Origin of the sequence: Cedecea sp. FDAARGOS_727 (assembly GCF_012273235.1) — a bacterium.
In the GTDB taxonomy this organism is placed as follows: domain Bacteria; phylum Pseudomonadota; class Gammaproteobacteria; order Enterobacterales; family Enterobacteriaceae; genus Cedecea; species Cedecea davisae.
Genome location: NZ_CP050966.1, coordinates 2,353,447 through 2,372,042, shown reverse-complemented (window position 1 = coordinate 2,372,042; position 18,596 = coordinate 2,353,447). Strand labels below are relative to the sequence as shown.

17 protein-coding genes are annotated in these 18,596 nt (G+C 56.2%); 10 read left to right on the top strand and 7 right to left on the bottom strand.

The genetic code is table 11. The features are described from left to right. Positions 1 to 4: 4 nt before the first annotated feature. Positions 5 to 466, top strand: a complete 462-nt coding sequence (gene pyrI, locus FOC35_RS11365) for an aspartate carbamoyltransferase regulatory subunit (protein WP_016538336.1) — start codon at positions 5 to 7, stop codon at positions 464 to 466. A 74-nt stretch (positions 467 to 540) separates the two neighbouring features. Then, the gene (gene ridA, locus FOC35_RS11360; protein ID WP_016538337.1) at positions 541 to 927 is read left to right on the top strand and encodes a 2-iminobutanoate/2-iminopropanoate deaminase; all 387 of its coding nucleotides are present in this window, start codon (positions 541 to 543) and stop codon (positions 925 to 927) included. Between the two features lie 53 nt (positions 928 to 980). On the opposite strand, the gene FOC35_RS11355 is transcribed toward ridA, so the two are convergent. Together FOC35_RS11355 and mgtA are read right to left on the bottom strand one after the other, a co-directional pair. Beyond that, on the bottom strand, positions 981 to 3,371 hold the full coding sequence (locus FOC35_RS11355) for a beta-N-acetylhexosaminidase (RefSeq protein ID WP_172568923.1): 2,391 nt from the start codon (positions 3,369 to 3,371) through the stop codon (positions 981 to 983). 115 nt (positions 3,372 to 3,486) lie between these two features. After that, positions 3,487 to 6,204 (bottom strand): magnesium-translocating P-type ATPase, encoded by a 2,718-nt coding sequence (mgtA, locus tag FOC35_RS11350; RefSeq protein ID WP_172568922.1) that lies wholly within the window; start codon positions 6,202 to 6,204, stop codon positions 3,487 to 3,489. Between the two features lie 464 nt (positions 6,205 to 6,668). Here mgtA and treR point away from each other — a divergent pair, with 464 nt between their 5' ends. The 3 genes from treR (at position 6,669) to treC (ending at position 10,868) form a co-directional block, all read left to right on the top strand. Continuing rightward, the gene (gene treR / locus FOC35_RS11345) at positions 6,669 to 7,616 is read left to right on the top strand and encodes a trehalose operon repressor TreR (RefSeq protein WP_016538341.1); all 948 of its coding nucleotides are present in this window, start codon (positions 6,669 to 6,671) and stop codon (positions 7,614 to 7,616) included. A 121-nt stretch (positions 7,617 to 7,737) separates the two neighbouring features. Next, positions 7,738 to 9,156, top strand: a complete 1,419-nt coding sequence (gene treB / locus FOC35_RS11340; RefSeq protein ID WP_172568921.1) for a PTS trehalose transporter subunit IIBC — start codon at positions 7,738 to 7,740, stop codon at positions 9,154 to 9,156. A gap of 53 nt (positions 9,157 to 9,209) precedes the next feature. Next, positions 9,210 to 10,868 carry an alpha,alpha-phosphotrehalase gene (treC, locus tag FOC35_RS11335; RefSeq protein ID WP_172568920.1) on the top strand — a complete coding sequence of 553 codons (1,659 nt, stop codon included), beginning with the start codon at positions 9,210 to 9,212 and terminating at the stop codon, positions 10,866 to 10,868. 63 nt (positions 10,869 to 10,931) lie between these two features. Here the strand turns inward: treC and FOC35_RS11330 are convergent, their stop codons facing one another. Continuing rightward, the gene (locus FOC35_RS11330; protein WP_172568919.1) at positions 10,932 to 11,462 is read right to left on the bottom strand and encodes an NAD(P)H-dependent oxidoreductase; all 531 of its coding nucleotides are present in this window, start codon (positions 11,460 to 11,462) and stop codon (positions 10,932 to 10,934) included. A gap of 102 nt (positions 11,463 to 11,564) precedes the next feature. On the opposite strand from FOC35_RS11330, the gene FOC35_RS11325 reads away from it, so the two are divergent. The 3 genes from FOC35_RS11325 (at position 11,565) to nrdG (ending at position 15,416) form a co-directional block, all read left to right on the top strand. Continuing rightward, the gene (locus FOC35_RS11325; RefSeq protein WP_172568918.1) at positions 11,565 to 12,446 is read left to right on the top strand and encodes a LysR family transcriptional regulator; all 882 of its coding nucleotides are present in this window, start codon (positions 11,565 to 11,567) and stop codon (positions 12,444 to 12,446) included. Positions 12,447 to 12,742: 296 nt separating this feature from the next. Then, positions 12,743 to 14,878 carry an anaerobic ribonucleoside-triphosphate reductase gene (nrdD, locus tag FOC35_RS11320; RefSeq protein ID WP_172568917.1) on the top strand — a complete coding sequence of 712 codons (2,136 nt, stop codon included), beginning with the start codon at positions 12,743 to 12,745 and terminating at the stop codon, positions 14,876 to 14,878. A gap of 73 nt (positions 14,879 to 14,951) precedes the next feature. Continuing rightward, positions 14,952 to 15,416, top strand: coding sequence for an anaerobic ribonucleoside-triphosphate reductase-activating protein (gene nrdG / locus FOC35_RS11315; protein WP_172568916.1), 465 nt, complete (start codon positions 14,952 to 14,954; stop codon positions 15,414 to 15,416). A 19-nt stretch (positions 15,417 to 15,435) separates the two neighbouring features. Here the strand turns inward: nrdG and FOC35_RS11310 are convergent, their stop codons facing one another. After that, on the bottom strand, positions 15,436 to 16,080 hold the full coding sequence (locus FOC35_RS11310; protein WP_172568915.1) for an NAD(P)H-binding protein: 645 nt from the start codon (positions 16,078 to 16,080) through the stop codon (positions 15,436 to 15,438). Positions 16,081 to 16,164: 84 nt separating this feature from the next. Between FOC35_RS11310 and FOC35_RS11305 the strand changes: the two genes are divergently transcribed. After that, positions 16,165 to 16,683, top strand: a complete 519-nt coding sequence (locus FOC35_RS11305) for a type 1 glutamine amidotransferase domain-containing protein (RefSeq protein ID WP_016538349.1) — start codon at positions 16,165 to 16,167, stop codon at positions 16,681 to 16,683. On the opposite strand, the gene FOC35_RS11300 is transcribed toward FOC35_RS11305, so the two are convergent. After that, on the bottom strand, positions 16,680 to 17,108 hold the full coding sequence (locus FOC35_RS11300) for a YhbP family protein (protein ID WP_016538350.1): 429 nt from the start codon (positions 17,106 to 17,108) through the stop codon (positions 16,680 to 16,682). The two genes, FOC35_RS11305 and FOC35_RS11300, sit on opposite strands and share 4 nt — an antisense overlap. A 53-nt stretch (positions 17,109 to 17,161) precedes the next feature. Here FOC35_RS11300 and FOC35_RS11295 point away from each other — a divergent pair, with 53 nt between their 5' ends. After that, entirely contained in the window at positions 17,162 to 17,455 is a 294-nt protein-coding gene (locus FOC35_RS11295) for a GIY-YIG nuclease family protein (RefSeq protein WP_172568914.1), read from the top strand. On the opposite strand, the gene FOC35_RS11290 is transcribed toward FOC35_RS11295, so the two are convergent. After that, positions 17,452 to 17,955: a GNAT family N-acetyltransferase gene (locus tag FOC35_RS11290; protein WP_016538352.1), complete on the bottom strand. Its 504-nt coding sequence runs from the start codon at positions 17,953 to 17,955 to the stop codon at positions 17,452 to 17,454. The genes FOC35_RS11295 and FOC35_RS11290 overlap by 4 nt on opposite strands. Then, positions 17,949 to 18,473: an SCP2 domain-containing protein gene (locus tag FOC35_RS11285; protein WP_039898854.1), complete on the bottom strand. Its 525-nt coding sequence runs from the start codon at positions 18,471 to 18,473 to the stop codon at positions 17,949 to 17,951. The genes FOC35_RS11290 and FOC35_RS11285 overlap by 7 nt, the downstream gene beginning before the upstream one ends. Positions 18,474 to 18,596 lie beyond the last annotated feature (123 nt).

Sequence of the window (18,596 nt, the reverse complement as noted above, 5' to 3'; positions counted from 1 at the left end):
TAAGATGACGCACGATAATAAATTACAGGTTGAAGCCATCAAGCGCGGCACCGTTATCGACCATATTCCGGCGCAGGTGGGCTTTAAGCTGCTGACGCTGTTCAAACTGACTGAAACCGACCAGCGTATCACCATCGGCCTGAACCTGCCGTCCCGCGAGCTGGGCCGTAAAGATTTGATCAAGATAGAGAATACCTTCCTGACCGACGAGCAGGTTAACCAGTTAGCGCTGTATGCGCCCCACGCGACGGTGAACCGCATCGACGAGTACGAAGTGGTTGGCAAAAGCAACCCGAGCCTGCCGGACCGCATTGAGAAAGTGCTGCTGTGCCCGAACAGTAATTGCATCAGCCATAACGAGCCGGTTGCCTCTTCGTTTGCGGTTAAACAACGTGCCGACGATATCAGTCTGAAGTGCAAATATTGCGAAAAAGAGTTCGCCCGTCACGTTGTGCTGGTTGATTGATGTTCGTCTGATGACAAGCTCGCGGCCATCCCTATAATGGTCGCGAGCTTTGTATCTAATACTGAGGAGAAAGAATGTCACGCACTCTTAGCACGGAAAACGCACCGGCCGCTATCGGCCCTTATGTCCAGGGCGTCGATCTTGGCAGCATGATTATCACTTCCGGTCAGATCCCGGTTGATCCAAAATCCGGCAACGTGCCGGAAGACGTAGCCGCTCAGGCGCGCCAGTCTCTGGAAAACGTAAAAGCGATCGTTGAGTCCGCAGGCCTGAAAGTGGGCGATATCGTGAAAACCACGGTGTTTGTTAAAGACCTGAACGACTTCGCTACCGTAAACGCCGCGTATGAAGCCTTCTTCACCGAGCATAAAGCCACTTTCCCGGCACGCTCATGTGTAGAAGTCGCTCGTCTGCCAAAAGACGTGAAAATCGAAATCGAAGCCATCGCCGTTCGCCGCTAATTCGCCGCAGCGCTTTTGCTTCTGGCCCCGCCTTTGCGGGGCTTTTTTTGCCCTTATTTCACGACGGCACGCAGCAGTTTTTCCAGCGGATAAACCGCCGCAATAACCACTTCATCACGCGTTTGCGCCGCACCGTCCAGCTGAGTCTGGATAGCCTTCAGTTCGTCATCGTTTAGCGACCCCTGCTTCGCCACCAGATCCGTCAGCCTTAAGCCTAACCCGGCCAGCTTATCTACGTCCTCGGCCACCGGTTTGAGCGGTTTTAGCACATAGTTGCCTTCAATAAGCGCCAGCACGTCCGGGGTATTGCTTTGCCAGCGGGTAAAGATATGGCGCAAGGCTTCGGCGCTGTTGCTGTCTTCCGGGTCGGCAATCAGCTTGTCTACCCAGCCGTTAATCGCCCGGACCTGGCCGCTTTCCGGCCCCAGCGCATCGGCAAAGCGGTTTAGCGGCTCGAAATGGTTGTAATTCCCGGCCTGGAATTTGAGGTGCTGGCGCGTGTAATACTGAGCGGGCTCGACTGCCTGAGCGAGAATTTGCAGCGGCATAATATCCGGCGTACCGGCCAGGCGAGTCATCTGAACCACCGACTCGGTATGCTGGCGTAGCCCGACGGAAACCGTGGACCAGGCGTCAATCGCCTGCATACGCTGGTACATGTTCTCTACGTCAGTAACGTCTTTAGCTGACCATAAGCGCTCGGCCACCGCAAAAGTGCGCGGCCATAGTTTGATGTCCAGCAGCGGAGAAATAACGTTTTCCGCCCACAGCGCGGCTTCGCCGCCGAGGATGTTGCTCATCTGCGCGTCCGTCGGCACCGCCGGCTGTTTACCGTCCGGCACGCCCTCAAGCTTTTGCCCGGTTGCCGGATAACGCACGTTGCCGACCAGGAAGTAGCCGCCAAGCTTATCGCCTTCAAGCGTGACGACCGGGCGCGTCTCGCCCATCCAGGTATCAACCGTAAAGGTCGCCTGAGTCGGGGTGAGCCATTTTATTTCATGTACCTCGCGGCGTGACTTGCCTTTGAGGTCGATAAATCCGCGCCAGCCGCCGTCGCTTTTCACCAACGTAAAGCTGCCTTCTACCGGGCTGCCTTTCAGGCGCGGCATGCTGAAAAACCAGCTCTGGGCGCTGTCGGATTCGCTTAACTTATCGACCCCGTTCAGCCCCTTCGGCAGAACTTCGTTGCGGTAGTGATACGCCGTAGACTGCGGCTGGTCGAGGTAGAAGCCGGTGGACAAGATGCCCTTGTAGCCGTTGGCCGCAATCGCGCCCAGGGAGTCCTGCCCCTGCCACGACTGGATCAAAATATTCTTCGGCAGATCGGGATGATAAATCTCATCCCAGCCCATCATCTGCCGTTTATGTTTTTCGAGGATCTTCTCCAGCCGCTGGTTGAAATAAGTCTGTAGCGCGTGGGAGTCCGCCAGTTGGTGCTGTTTCATAAACTGCTGAATAGAAGCGGAGGCTTTCCACTGGCTGTCGTCCACTTCATCCCCGCCGATATGCAGGTAAGCATCGGGGAAAATGGCGGTAACTTCGCCTATCAGGGTATCAACGAACTTATAGGCAGCTTCGTTAGCCGGGTTAAGCAGCGGCTTTAATACGCCCCAGCTGCGCTCCATCTGGTACGGCCCCGGAGCGCTCATCAGCTCCGGATAAGCAACGGCCAGCGCCGAGCCGTGGCCCGGCAGGTCAATTTCCGGCACCACGCGGATCCCCAGCGAAGTTGCGTAGCGTACGACCTGCTTCATCTGCTCCTGGGTATAAAACTGCCCGTCGCTCGCCAGCTGTTGTAGCTTCGGATAATGGCTGGAGGCGAAGCGCCAGCCCTGGTCGTCCGTCAGGTGCCAGTGGAAGACGTTGAGCTTAGCCGCGGCCATGCCGTCCAGCTGGCGCAGGATATCTTCCAGCGGCATAAAGTGGCGCGCCGAATCCAGCAGCAGCCCGCGCCACGGGAAGCGCGGCACGTCTTTTATCTCCACATAAGGGATCGAGGTATTTTGCGGGCCGTTTTGGATCAGCTGTAAAACGGTTTCCATCCCGCGCATTGCGCCGAAGCGAGTGTTCGCGGTGAGTTTCACTCCGTCCGCCGTCACGCTCAGCTCATAGCTTTCGTCGCTGTCCGCCTTTGGCAACGGGTCAACCGCTTTGCGGATTTGAATAGCGATAGTCGGTTTTGCCGGGTGAGCTTCCGCGGGCTGAAGCTGCCAGCCGGTTTGCAGGCTAATACGCTGACGCCAGCGCTCTGCTGCGCCGGGCAGCTTATCGCCGCTGATATTGATTGAGAGAGCGTTGGTGAGCGCGAGGCTGCCCTGGGTTGCCGGAAGCTCGACCTGCTGCGGCCAGGGCATCAGCGGTAACTCTCCGGCAGGTGCGGCCTCAGCCTGGCAGGCAACGGCGATACCTGCGGCCAGCAGGCTAAAACGGAGCGATTTAAACATGGACTTTCCTTTCACATGACGGGCCAGAAAACAGCAAAAACAATCTGTTACCATGTGAAGGATTTTTCAGCAACATTATGGCGAGACGTGGATCACATCTCGCCATTTTTTGAGATTATTGCCAGCCGTAGCGGCGGCTATAGAAGCCCTTAACGGCCTGAGTGAGCATCACATATCCCCCGAGGATCAGCACCAGCAGCGGGAAGTAGCTCAGCGGCAGCGCTTGCAAGTGGAGATACTCGGCCAGCGGTGAGAACGGCAGCGCGATACCCAGCGCCATCACCAGCAGCGTCATCACCATCAGCGGCCACGCCGGGCGGCTTTGCAGGAACGGAATGCGGCGGGTACGGATCATATGCACAATCAGGGTTTGTGACAGCAGGCCCTCAACAAACCAGCCGGACTGGAACAGGGTTTGCGCTTCCGGCGTATTGGCTTTGAAAATCCACCACATCACGCCAAAAGTCACGATATCGAAGATGGAGCTGAGCGGCCCGAAGAACACCATAAAGCGGCCAAGATCGGACGGGTTCCAGCGCTGCGGCTGCTGAATTTGCTCGTCGTCCACGTTGTCGAACGGGATAGCTACCTGAGAGACGTCGTACATCAGGTTCTGGATCAGCAGATGGATAGGCAACATCGGCAGGAACGGCAGGAAGGCGCTCGCCACCAGCACGCTGAACACGTTGCCGAAGTTGGAGCTGGCGGTCATTTTGATGTACTTCAGCATGTTGGCAAAAGTACGACGCCCTTCGATAACGCCCTCTTCAAGCACCATCAGGCTTTTTTCCAGCAGGATGATATCGGCCGCCTCGCGGGCAATATCCACCGCGCCGTCAACGGAAATACCGATATCCGCCGCGCGCAGAGCCGGAGCATCGTTAATGCCGTCGCCCATAAAGCCAACCACATGCCCTTCACCGCGCAGCAGGCGGACGATGCGCTCTTTGTGCATCGGCGTCAGGCGGGCAAACAACGTAGTTTGCAGCGCAATACGCGCCAGCTCTTCATCGCTCATCTCTTCGATGTCGCTGCCGATTATCAGGTCGCCCACTTCCAGACCCACTTCACGGCATACTTTCGCCGCCACCAGTTCGCTGTCGCCGGTGAGGATTTTTACCGCAATACCGCTGGCTTTCAGCGCCTTCAGCGCCGGAGCCGTGGTCTCTTTCGGCGGATCGAGGAAGGCAATATAGCCTTCGAGGATAAGGTCAGACTCATCCACGCGGCTGTAATCTTCGCTGCGTGCAGGCTGTAATTTGGTCGCCACCGCAACCACGCGCAGGCCCTGGCTGTTAAGGGAATCGGTCACGCTGCGAATACGTTTCAGCATCCCTTCGCTAAGCGGCACAATTTCGTCGCCGTGGCGGACGTGGGTACAAACGTTGAGAATTTCCTGGAGCGCGCCTTTGCAAATCAGCTGATGAACGTCCGGCTGCTCGCAAACCACAACCGACATACGGCGGCGGTCAAAATCAAACGGAATTTCGTCCACTTTATGCCAGCGGGCAACGGCCGTGCGGGCGTGATCGGCGTCAACGCCTTCCAGCACAGCCACGTCCAGCAGGTTTTTCAGGCCGGTCTGATAGTGGCTGTTCAGCCAGGCGGTGTGCAGAACGCGGTCGCTCTCTTCGCCGAAGATGTCTGTGTGGTTTTCCAGCACGATGCGGTCCTGAGTCAGGGTGCCGGTTTTATCGGTGCAGAGAATGTCCATCGCCCCGAAGTTCTGGATAGCGTCGAGGTGCTTAACGATAACTTTCTGTTTAGACAGTTTTACCGCCCCGCGCGCGAGCGTGGAGGTGACGATCATCGGCAGCATTTCCGGCGTCAAACCTACCGCGACGGAGAGCGAAAACAGGGCTGCTTCCCACCAGTCGCCTTTGGTAAAGCCGTTAATCAGCAGCACGACAGGCACCATCACCAGCATAAAGCGGATCAGCAGCCAGCTAACCCGGCTGATACCGCGCTGGAAGGCGTTTGGCTCGCTTTCCTGCTGGGTGACGCGCCCGGCAAGCTGGCCGAACCAGGTATTGCCCCCGGTGGCGATAATCATGGCCAGCGCGGTGCCGCTGACCACGTTAGTGCCCATAAAGCAGAGGTTGTCGCACTCCAGCGGGTTATGCTGGTCGTGCTGACGGCTGACGGCCACTTTTTCTACCGGCAGAGATTCGCCGGTCAGCGAAGCCTGGGCAACGAACAGGTCACGAGCCTGGATCACACGCAGGTCGGCGGGGATCATGTCTCCGGCGGCGAGTTTGACGATATCACCCGGCACCAGTTGATCCAGCGGCACTTCTACATAGCCATACTCGCCCTGCTCATTGATGACCCGCAGCACGGTCGCCGTGTTGCTTACCATCGCCTTGAGCGCGTCCGCCGCACGGGTGGAGCGGGTTTCCTGAATGAAGTTCAGCAGCGTGGAGATAACCACCATCAGCGCGATAACGCTGGCGCCAAACAAGTCGTCTTCCGTCGCGTAGGAAAAAATTCCCAGCGCCGTCAGCAGCAGGTTGAACGGGTTGCGGTAGCAAATCCACAGGTGAATGAACCACGGTGAAGGCTTCTGGGCCGGGATCTGGTTCATGCCAAACGTTTCGCGCGCCTTTTCGACTTCGCGTTCGTTAAGCCCTTCCGGGTGGCTGCCAAACTTAATGTAAAGCTGCTCTTCGCTGGCCGCAGCGTATTTCAGGCAGGATTGGGTCAGCGTGGCCGGAATGTCAGCGGCTTTAGCCACAACGTTGCCGTCGGGCATCGGGTCACGCTGCACCAGGCGGCGAGGCAAATGGCGGCTCAACTGGGACATCAGCTGACGAGTAAGATTTTTTAATTGCATAGAACGTCCTTAGCGCCGTCTGAAGCGGCACCCCTTCTTCTGCAAGCGCGGCAAGGCCTCACCCGGCAGGAGATTATCAAATAGCAGGGACGTCAAAAGAGAGAATGCGTCGCTGCCTTACAAAATCGGTAAGGCAGCGGCTGTTAACCTGGGGCTTACCGGAAAATTCCTGTTACTTCAGGGTGAGGACTGGGATCGGGTTCCATGTCGTCTCCGGTAGCGTTGAAAGACAAATAGCATTATGCCTTCTGGCATAATCAGAATGCCGCTTATACTACGCCGGTAAAACTAAACCGTCTGTAAACCAGATTTTGCCCATGGCGGGTTCGGAATACTGGGTTAAAGTTTTACGCTTCCTAAGTATAATTCTGATTACAGCCCGAAGGCGAAAACGTGACAATATTTGCCCTCGTAAACCGGTTGTCACCCGGTTTGCTCCGTGACTACCAGGAAAAAGAGTAACAATGCAAAGCCGCCTGACCATTAAAGACATTGCCCGCTTAAGCGGAGTCGGGAAATCAACCGTCTCTCGCGTATTGAATAATGAAAGCGGCGTCAGCGCCCGCACGCGTGAGCGGGTGGAAGCGGTTATGCAGCAGCATGAGTTCTCCCCTTCCCGCTCCGCCCGTGCCATGCGCGGCCAGAGCGATAAAGTGGTGGCGATTATCGTCTCGCGCCTCGACTCCCTGTCGGAAAATCTCGCGGTTCAAACCATGCTGCCTTGCCTCTACGAGCAGGGTTACGACCCCATCATGATGGAAAGCCAGTTTTCGCCGGAGATGGTAGAAGAGCACCTGGGCATGCTGCGCCGCCGCAATATCGACGGCGTTATCCTGTTTGGCTTTACCGGCATTAGCGAAAAAATGTTGCAGCCGTGGCGCTCAACGCTGGTGCTGATGGCGAGGGATGCCAACGGCTTCGCTTCCGTCTGTTATGACGATGACGGCGCGATTCAGATTCTGATGTCCACTCTTTACCAACAGGGGCATCGCCATATCAGTTTTCTGGGCGTGCCGCATGCCGACGTTACCACGGGCTACCGCCGCCACCAGGCTTACCTCGATTTTTGTAGCCGACACGACATCACGCCGAATGCCGCCCTTCCGGGGCTGGCAATGAAGCAGGGCTATGAGCACGTTGTGGATGTGTTAACCCCACAAACCACCGCCCTGCTGTGCGCCACCGACACCCTGGCGCTGGGTGCCAGCAAATATCTTCAGCAGCAAAACCGCAGCAGCCTGCAGCTCGCGAGCGTGGGCAATACGCCGCTGATGAAATTCTTGCACCCGGAGATTATCACCGTCGATCCAGGTTACGCCGAAGCCGGGCGAGCCGCGGCTTTGCAGCTGATCGGCCAGATCTCACAGCAGCAACAACTGCGGCAAATCGTTATTCCCAGCCACCTTCAATAAGCCCTGAGGATCGGGATTATTGTGATCCCGGCCTGATTTCGGGAACGTTCCCATTTTCGCAAAATGGATTACTGGCTACCCTTATAGTCAGGTCATTACCTCCATACCCCAGGGTGTCAATATGAGTAAAGTCAAACAGCAGGACATAGATAAGCTGATTGAGTTGGTCGGCGGGCGCGAAAACATCGCCACCGTTAGCCACTGTATTACCCGGCTGCGTTTTGTTCTGAATAATCCCGAGAATGCCAGTCCTAAAGAGATCGAAAACCTGCCGATGGTGAAAGGCTGCTTTACCAATGCCGGACAGTTTCAGGTGGTTATCGGCACCGACGTTGACGACTATTACAAAGCGCTGATTGCCACCACCGGGCTAAGCTCCGCTGACAAAGAGCAGGCCAAAACGGCCGCCCGTCAAAATATGAAATGGCACGAGCAGCTGATCTCCCACTTCGCGGAGATCTTCTTCCCGCTGCTGCCCGCGCTGATAAGCGGCGGTTTGATCCTCGGCTTCCGCAACGTCATTGGCGATTTGCCGATGAGCAACGGCGAAACGCTTGCGCAGATGTACCCGGCGCTGAAAACCGTTTATGACTTCCTGTGGCTGATTGGCGAAGCCATCTTCTTCTACCTGCCGGTAGGGATTTGCTGGTCTGCGGTCCGCAAGATGGGCGGAACGCCTATCCTCGGGATCGTACTGGGCATCACGCTGGTATCACCTCAGTTAATGAACGCCTACGAGCTTGGCAGCAAAATTCCGGAAGTCTGGAACTTCGGCTGGTTCACGATTCAGAAAGTGGGCTATCAGGCTCAGGTTATCCCGGCATTGCTGGCGGGCCTGGCGCTGGGCTTCATTGAAACTCGCCTGAAACGCATCGTGCCGGACTACCTCTACCTGGTCATTGTGCCGGTTTGCTCGCTGATTCTGGCGGTCTTCCTTGCCCATACGGTGATTGGTCCGTTTGGCCGCATGATTGGCGACGGCGTAGCCTTCGCGGTTCGCCATCTGATGACGGGCAGCTTTGCCCCGGTCGGCGCGGCGCTGTTTGGCTTCCTGTACGCCCCGCTGGTTATTACCGGCGTGCACCAGACCACGCTCGCCATCGACATGCAGATGATTCAAAGCATGGGCGGGACGCCGGTCTGGCCGCTGATTGCGCTGTCTAACATTGCTCAGGCTTCCGCGGTTGTTGGCATTATCATTTGCAGCCGTAAGCAAAACGAGCGCGAAATTTCGGTTCCGGCGGCGATTTCTGCCTACCTCGGAGTAACCGAACCGGCCATGTACGGTATCAACCTGAAGTATCACTTCCCGATGCTGTGCGCGATGGTGGGTTCCGGCCTTGCTGGCCTGCTGTGCGGCCTTAACGGCGTGATGGCAAACGGCATCGGCGTGGGCGGCCTGCCGGGCATTCTTTCTATCCAGCCTAAGTTCTGGGGCATTTACGCGATTGCGATTGTGATTGCGGTCATCGTACCTATTGTTCTGACATCTGTGGTGTATAAGCGCAAATTGCGTCAGGGCACATTGTTGGTGGTTTAATTCGATTTACCGGTGGGCAGCAATGCCCACCCTTCAGCTAGCAGGAACCCGCTATGAATATCACTCCTCCGTGGTGGCAGCACGGCGTCATCTATCAGATTTACCCAAAGAGTTTTCAGGACACCACCGGCAGCGGCACCGGCGACCTGAAAGGCGTGATTAAACGCCTGGACTACCTTCAGAAGTTAGGCGTGGACGCCATCTGGCTAACGCCGTTTTACCTCTCCCCGCAGATCGATAACGGCTATGACGTAGCGGATTACTGCGCTATTGACCCCACCTACGGCACGCTGGACGACTTCGATTCACTGGTAGCCGAAGCCCACCAGCGCGGTATCCGCATCATTCTGGACATGGTGTTTAACCATACCTCCACGAAGCATGAGTGGTTCCAGAAGTCGCTGGATAAAAGCAGCCCGTATCGCGAGTTTTATATCTGGCGCGACGGAACGCCGGATCTGCTGCCGAATAACTGGCGCTCAAAATTTGGCGGTAACGCCTGGCAGTGGCATGCGGAAAGCGGCCAGTATTACCTGCATCTGTTCGCGCCTGAGCAGGCTGACCTGAACTGGGAGAACCCGCAGGTACGCGCCGAGCTGAAAAAAGTGTGCGAATTCTGGTCCGACCGCGGCGTGGACGGCCTGCGCCTGGACGTGATTAACCTGGTCTCCAAAGATCAGCAGTTCCCGAACGACGTTGCCGGAGGCGATGGCCGCCGTTTCTATACCGACGGGCCGCGCGTTCACGAATTCTTGCAGGAAATGAGCCGTGATGTTTTCAAACCGCTCAGCATGATGACCGTCGGCGAGATGTCCTCGACCTCGCTGGATAACTGCCAGAAGTACGGCGCGCTCGACGGCAGCGAACTGTCGATGACCTTTAACTTCCATCACCTGAAGGTGGATTATCCCGGCGGCGAGAAATGGACGCTGGCAAAACCTGATTACGTGGAGCTGAAGTCCATCTTCAACCACTGGCAGCAGGGCATGCACAACGTTGCCTGGAACGCGCTGTTCTGGTGTAACCACGACCAGCCGCGCATCGTTTCCCGCTTCGGCGACGAAGGCGAACTGCGCGTTACCTCGGCCAAAATGCTGGCGATGGTGCTGCACGGCATGCAGGGCACGCCATATATCTACCAGGGCGAAGAACTGGGGATGACCAACCCTCATTTCAGCCGCATCGACGAATACCGCGATGTAGAAAGCCTGAATATGTACGCCGAACTGCGCAGCCAGGGCCGCGACAGCGACACGCTGATGGCTATCCTAGCCAGTAAATCCCGCGACAACAGCCGCACACCAATGCAGTGGGATGCGGGCGCTAACGCTGGCTTCAGCGAAGGAACGCCGTGGATTGGGCTGTGCGATAACTACCAAACGGTGAATGCCGCTGCCGCGCTGGCGGACGATGAGTCGGTATTCTATGCCTATCAGCGGTTGATTAAGCTGCGTAAGGCCGAGCCGGTGCTGACCCTGGGTAACTATCAGGACTTGCTCCCGGAGCACCCGCTGGTGTGGAGCTACAGCCGTGAATGGGAAGGGCAAACGCTGGTGGTTGCCGCGAACCTCAGCAATCAGCAGCAGTGGTTGCAGCTAGACGGCTTCAGCGGCGAATGGGAAGTGCTGATGAGCAACTACCCTGACGCAGCAGACAAACCGGGCGAGATGAGCCTGCGCCCGTTTGAGGCAGTCTACTGGATTAAGCGCTAGCGCTTTGTGCTCGCCCTTCCCCCTGCCGCTTTGCAAAGTGGCCGGGGTGAGGGGCAAGCCTTGTTAGCCTTTCAGCTCATTCACCCGGCTTAGCCAGTAGTTCACGCCTTCATCAATCAGTGGGTCGGTAATGTCGTTGGCGCCCTGCACCAGCGCAGGTTGCTGCCAGATCATGCCGGTTTTATTCGCAATGGCATGGAACGGCAGCAGCAGTGCTTCCACTGCATACTGATTATAACCTTCCGGGGTGTAGGCCTGAGCGGAGCCGCCGGTAGAGGTGGCAACCAGCAGTTTTTTACCGTGCAACGCCTTGCCATCGCTGCCGTAGGCAAACCCGTAGCTCAGTACATGATCCTGCCATTCTTTCAGGATAGCCGGCGAGCTGTACCACCAGAACGGAAACAGCATCACGATAGCATCATGCTCACACAGCAATTTTTGCTCGCGCTCAACATCAATATTGAAATCCGGGTATGCCCGCATCAGCTCATGTACGGTGACATCTGCCAAACCGCTGAGCGCTTCGACCGCCGCATGGTTAATACGAGATTTTTCAGGGTAGCGGTGCGCCGCCAGAACCAGAACCTTTTTCATTTTCCTGCCCTTTATGCTTTGTGATGTCGCTATCTTTTCAGATAGCAGGACTTACCTGTAGTCTGTATCAGGGCATATCTGTTTCAACTAAAGGTTATAAACATGGCGCTTCCACCGGATGTTCATCGGCTCATTCCCGCGTTTCTGGCCGCGGCGGACTGCCAAAGCTTTTCAGCGGCGGCGCGCCAGCTGGGCATTACGCCGGCGGCGGTGAGTAAAAACGTGCGCCAGCTTGAGCAACGCCTGGGCATCGTGCTTTTTGGGCGCAATACGCACTTTGTGGTGCTAACCGAAGAAGGCATGGCGCTGCGGGAGCAGGTTGCCCCGCTATGGCAGGCGTTGAATCAGGCGCTGGTTAACCCGAAGTCGGAACCTGCGGGCCTGCTGAGAATTAGCGTTATTCCCGGCTTTGGCCGCCACCGCCTCATGCCCCTGATGAGCGAATTCCAGCGGCGCTATCCGCAGATACGCATCGAACTCTCCATGGAAGCCCGCAGCGTTAATCTGATTGGTGAGCGGATAGATATTGCCATTGGGCACCGAACCGTGCGCGATAGCCGCGTAGTGGCACGCGAACTTTATGAAAGCAAAACGATAGTGGCGGCAACGCCCTCCTACCTTGAACGCTACGGTACACCACAAAAGCCGGAAGAAATGTTGCATCACCGCTGCCTTGTGCACCGTAATCCCGGCACGGGTCGCCTGCAGCACTGGCTGGATGATGACTCGCTGATAGACGAAGCCTCTTCGTGGTTTATCACCACGTCACCTGATTCGCTGGTCGACGCGGCACTTTCAGGAATGGGCATTATTTGCCTGGCAGACTGGTATCTGGATAAGCTCGTGGAGGAAGGCCGGCTTAAGGCAATTCTGAAAGAGTACACGCCCGCGCCGCAGCAGCTTTGGATGAAGTATGCCGGCGGAAAACTCCCTCCCAGAACGGCCGTATTCGTTGAATATTTAAACGAAAAATTCCGCCGTTAATTTACTTTTTTTTGCGAACGCCCACCGTTTCTACCGCCTCCGATTTACCTTGTTCTGCATCAATAAAATGGTAAACATGTTTGATGCAAATCACTATATATAGAACTTAAAATGCATCCCGGCCCTACATGTTGTATCTATCGACTAATATAGCTACAGCACCTCAGGGATAAATCTGGGGATTATCTGTGGATAAACAGGGCCGCACTTCGGGAAGTCTATGGCAGGACAAATAGCTACGCGCTCCCGGAGCCTCCCATCCTTTGTGGATAACCTTTTATAAAAATGGAGAGACAATGACACCGCATGTGATGAAAAGAGACGGGTGCAAAGTACCTTTCACTTCAGAGCGCATCAGAGAAGCTATTCTGCGTGCAGCTAAAGCAGCGGGAGTCGATGACGCGGACTATTGCGCCACCGTCGCAGATGTCGTCAGCGCCCAAATGGCGGGCCGCAGCCAGGTAGACATCGGAGAAATTCAGACAGCGGTAGAAAACCAGCTGATGGCCGGTAACTACAAGCAGCTGGCGCGCGCCTATATCGAATATCGCCACGATCGCGATATCGAACGCGAAAAACGTGGCCGCCTGAATCAGGAAATTCGCGGTCTGGTTGAGCAAACGAACTCCGCCCTGCTTAACGAGAACGCCAACAAAGACAGCAAAGTTATCCCAACCCAGCGCGATCTGCTGGCCGGGATCGTGGCCAAGCATTATGCCAAACAGCACCTGCTGCCGCGCGATGTCGTCCTGGCTCACGAGCGCGGGGATATTCATTATCACGATCTCGATTACTCGCCGTTCTTCCCGATGTTCAACTGCATGTTGATCGATCTGAAAGGCATGCTGACCCACGGCTTTAAAATGGGTAATGCGGAAATCGAGCCGCCGAAGTCTATCTCCACCGCAACGGCGGTAACCGCCCAGATTATCGCCCAGGTCGCCAGCCACATTTACGGCGGCACCACGATTAACCGCATCGACGAAGTGCTGGCGCCGTTTGTGACCGAAAGCTTTAACAAGCACCGTAAAGTGGCCGAAGAGTGGCAGATCCCGGACGCGGAAGGTTACGCCCACTCCCGCACCGAAAAAGAGTGCTATGACGCCTTCCAGTCGCTCGAGTATGAAGTGAATACGCTGCATACCGCCAACGGCCAGACGCCGTTTGTGACCTTTGGTTTTGGGCTTGGCACCAGCTGGGAGTCACGCCTGATCCAGACTTCTATCCTGCGTAACCGCATCGCGGGCCTCGGCAAAAACCGCAAGACGGCGGTGTTCCCGAAACTGGTCTTTGCTATTCGCGACGGCCTGAATCACAAGTTCGGCGATGCCAACTACGACATCAAACAGCTGGCGCTCGAGTGCGCATCCAAACGCATGTACCCGGATATTCTTAACTACGATCAGGTCGTTAAAGTGACCGGCTCGTTTAAAACGCCAATGGGCTGCCGCAGCTTCCTCGGAGTATATGAGGAAAACGGCGAGCAAATTCACGACGGGCGTAATAACCTCGGCGTCATCAGCCTTAACCTGCCGCGCATTGCGCTGGAAGCTAAAGCCAGCGAAGAGGCATTCTGGAAGCTGCTGGATGACCGCCTGCAGCTGGCTCGTAAAGCGCTGATGACCCGCATTGCACGCCTTGAAGGCGTTAAAGCCCGCGTAGCGCCCATTCTGTATATGGAAGGGGCCTGCGGCGTGCGTCTGAAAGCCGACGACGATGTTTCCGAGATCTTCAAAAACGGCCGCGCTTCTATCTCTCTGGGCTATATCGGCATTCACGAAACGGTTAACGCGCTATTTGGTAACCAGCACGTTTACGACAGCGAAGCGCTGCGCGAGAAAGCCGTTGCCATCGTCACGCGCCTGCGTGAAGCAACCGACAGCTGGAAAGAAGAAACGGGCTACGGCTTCAGCCTCTACAGCACCCCGAGCGAAAACCTGTGCGACCGTTTCTGCCGCCTTGATACCGCCGAGTTTGGCGTGGTGCCGGGCGTGACCGACAAAGGCTACTACACCAACAGCTTCCATCTCGACGTTGAGAAGAAAGTTAACCCGTACGATAAAATCGACTTTGAGACACCGTACCCGCCTTTAGCCAACGGCGGCTTCATTTGCTACGGCGAGTACCCGAATATCCAGCACAACCTGCGGGCGCTGGAGGACGTATGGGATTACAGCTATAAGCACGTTCCTTATTACGGCACCAATACGCCAATCGACGAGTGCTACGAATGCGGCTTTACCGGCGAGTTCGAATGTACCAGCAAAGGCTTTACCTGCCCTAAATGCGGCAACCACGACGCGGCGCGCGTTTCGGTCACCCGTCGCGTTTGCGGTTACCTTGGCAGCCCGGACGCCAGGCCGTTTAACGCCGGTAAGCAGGAAGAAGTGAAGCGGCGCGTGAAACACCTGGGCAACGGGCAGATTGGTTAAATAGAACAATTCCCCTCACCCCGGCCCTCTCCCCTCAGGGGAGAGGGAACCGTTCGAGTATCAGGCCAATTCAATGAATTATCACCAGTATTATCCCGTCGACATCGTCAATGGACCCGGCACCCGCTGCACGCTGTTTGTTTCAGGCTGCGTGCACGAGTGCCCCGGCTGTTATAACAAGAGCACCTGGCGGCTGAATTCCGGTATGCCGTTCACCGCAGAGATGGCCGACCGCATCATCGCCGACCTTAACGATTCCCGCGTTAAGCGCCAGGGGCTGTCGCTTTCCGGCGGCGATCCGCTGCATCCGCAGAACGTACCGGAAATTCTCAGGCTGGTGCAGCGCGTGCGGGCCGAGTGCCCCGGGAAGGATATCTGGGTGTGGACAGGCTATAAAATCGATGAGCTGACGGCGACTCAGCGCGAAGTTGTTGATTTGATAAACGTGCTGGTAGACGGCAAGTTTGTACAGGATTTAAAAGATCCGGCGCTTATCTGGCGCGGCAGCAGTAACCAGGTCATTCATCATTTACGTTAAAAAGCCCCTCGGGGCTTTTTTATTTCGCGCCAGCCCGCTCCCGCAACTGCTTAGAATCAAGAATGGCAACGCCTTCATGGGAAGGATTAAGCGCTTCCTCCAGCATCGCTCGTGCGACATCGCACGCCTCAATCGCTTTGAACTTACCCGGCAGCAGCTTAAACAGCGGAGCCATTAATGATTCATTAAGGCGCTTAGATTCACGATGCCCCAGCAGCATTGAAGGACGGGCGATCGTCAACCTTGCCCAGTTCTGAGCTATCAGCGCGTCTTCCATCTCGCCTTTTACCCGATTGTAGAAAAACGGCGAGCGGCTATTCGCCCCCAGCGCGCTGACCACCAGCATATGCCTGGCCCCGAGCCGCAGCCCGGCTATAGCCGTGTCGACCACCAGCGTATAGTCCACGAGCACAAAGGCCTCTTTGCTTCCGGCTTCGCGGATAGTGGTGCCCAGGCAGCAAAATACCGTGTCGACAGGCCCGGTGACATGTAAAAGCGCGTCTGAAAGCTGAGGATCGTGCGGGTTAACAACCTTATCCATCGTGACCGCAAGCGGCCGCCGGGTAGGTGCGGCAACAGAAGTGATACGCGGGTCGTCATTAAGCAGGCGAAGTAAATGCCCGCCTATAAGCCCGGTTGCGCCGGTTATTAAGATTCGACTCATAATGCCCCCCCGTTCGCGTTGAGCGCTTGCAATGTCAGCATGGTAGTCCAGGCTTAGTAGTGTGACAAACACAACGGAGGAAAGATGAGCAAGAAAATTGCAGTTCTGATTACCGACGAGTTTGAGGATTCTGAATTCACCTCACCGGCTGAGGAATTCAGGCAAGCTGGACATCAGGTTATTACTATTGAGAAGCGAGCCGGAAAAACGGTTACCGGCAAGAAAGGCGAAGCCAGGGTGAAAATAGACAAAGGCATTGATGAAGTTCGCCCTGCCGACTTCGATGCCCTTCTTCTACCCGGAGGACACTCCCCGGACGCCCTGCGCGGCGATGACCGATTTGTTACCTTCACCCGTGACTTTGTTCATTCCGGAAAACCAGTCTTTGCCATCTGCCATGGCCCACAATTGCTGATTAGCGCGGATGTGATACGCGGCAGAAAGCTTACTGCTGTAAAACCCATTGTCATCGACGTGAAAAATGCCGGGGCTGATTTTTACGACCAGGAAGTGGTCATCGACGGGCATCAGTTGGTCACCAGCAGAACGCCAGACGATCTTCCGGCCTTTAACCGCGAAGCCCTGATCCTGCTGGGCCGCTAGGCTTCTCGTAACCAGTGTAGCTTCTTGCCAAAACCGAGCGTGTTGTCGGTCATTTTCAGCTCATCGAGGCGGATTTCCCACATAGGAGCCGACATCACGCGCGCAATCGGAAAGCGTTTAAGGTAGCGGCTGCGGTAGCTGGCAGACTCGTCTTCGCTCAACAGGCGAATTTCACCGCGAAATTGTAAGCCGCGAATTAGCGCTACGGTTTTTGGCTGGCCGTTCACCGTCCCCGCTACGGGCGACTGCTGGCCAATTAGCTCACCGTGGCGCGAGCTGGTTTCGCTGAGCAGATAAAATGCGACCCGCCCGGCGTCAAAAATATAAAAGGCGTTGGCGCACCAGAGCGATTCCCCACCGCCCACGCAATAGGTCAGAACGTGCTGTTTTGTCAGCCAGCGGCTGATGGCATTGAGTGATTCCATCGTAAACCTGAACAGTGATACTCTGCGGCAAATGTTAATTATGCGCCCGCCCTATGACTTCCTGGTATCTCTATTTAATTCGCTGCACCGATAACCGTCTCTATACCGGCATCACCACCGATGTGTCGCGCCGCTTCGCCGAACATCAGGCGGGGAAAGGCGCAAAGGCGCTGCGCGGCAAAGGGGAGTTAACGCTGGTGTTCCACCAGCCAATAGGCGACCGCTCGCAGGCGCTGCGGGCCGAATATCGCATTAAACAGCTCAGTAAAACCCAGAAAGAACGGCTGGTGGACGGGAAGGTAACCCTTGAAGACCTGCTGGCAAGTCTTCAAGGGAAAACGGACTAAAAGCGATTGAAGTGGTCTGAATACTCCACCAGGCCTTCTACCCCGTTTAACGCATCGTCGGCCAGAGGATGGATCTGGAACGCCGTTTCCGTGCCCGGCCAGCCGCAGCGCAGGCCGAAGCGAGCAGCCGGCTGGAAGCCGAGTTTGCCGTACATTTCAGGGGAGCCAAGCGTGACGACAGCGGCATAGCCAAACTCATTGAGCGAGTCCAGCCCTTCGTAGACCAGCTGTTTAGCAATGCCCTGCCCGCGAACGGACTCGTCTACCGCCAGAGGAGCAAGCCCAACCCACTGCAACTCTTCGCCTTCCACCGCCACAGGGCTGAAAGCAACGTAGCCGATAACCTGGCCTTCGTCATCGGTTGCGACGAGCCCCAGGGTTAATAGCCCATCTTCCCGCAGCGCTCTGACCAGCCCGGCTTCACCTTCGCCTTCAAAAGAGCGACGCAGCAGCGCGTCGATGCCGGGGGCATCAATGGGGATCTCTACACGAATTAACATGGCTCACCTATCGAATTACTTTCAGCGGCGGCGTTATGTTTCAAACCCGCCTCAACAAAATCAGCCAGCTGAAGCAGCACGATGCGCAGCGGTTTAGGCATCGCATCCAGCTCAATGGCATCCATTAGATTCTTCACATATAACCCGAGTTCCGTATCGCCTTCAATAAGCAAACGACGCTGGAAGAACAAGGTATCCGGGTCTTGCTTACGCGCGGCTATCAGCAGCAGGTCATTAGCCTCGGCGCTAAAGCTTACGTCCGCTGGCGCATCGTCGCACACCAGCAGCTTATTGTCCTCAACGGAAGTAAACCACTTCAGCCCGAGATCGCGAACCTCAATACTTAGCCAGCGCCCTTCAAGAAAGTCCAGTTCGCCATCCTGGAGTGCCTGACGGAACTGCCAGCCGAGTACCTGCTCCAGTACCTGACGTTTGACGGCAAAGGGGGTCATCCTGACCGGTACCCGCAGCAGAGAAGGACCAACCTGAACCAGGTGAGAACGCAGTTTATCTAACACGGGCTTGACTCCTTTTAAAAATTTGCCGCTATTTTGCCATAACGACAATTCCTTATAGCGCGTCAAATCAACAATTCCGCAGGTTGCATAAGAGGCGAATTGGGGGCGCTCACTCTAAGCAAT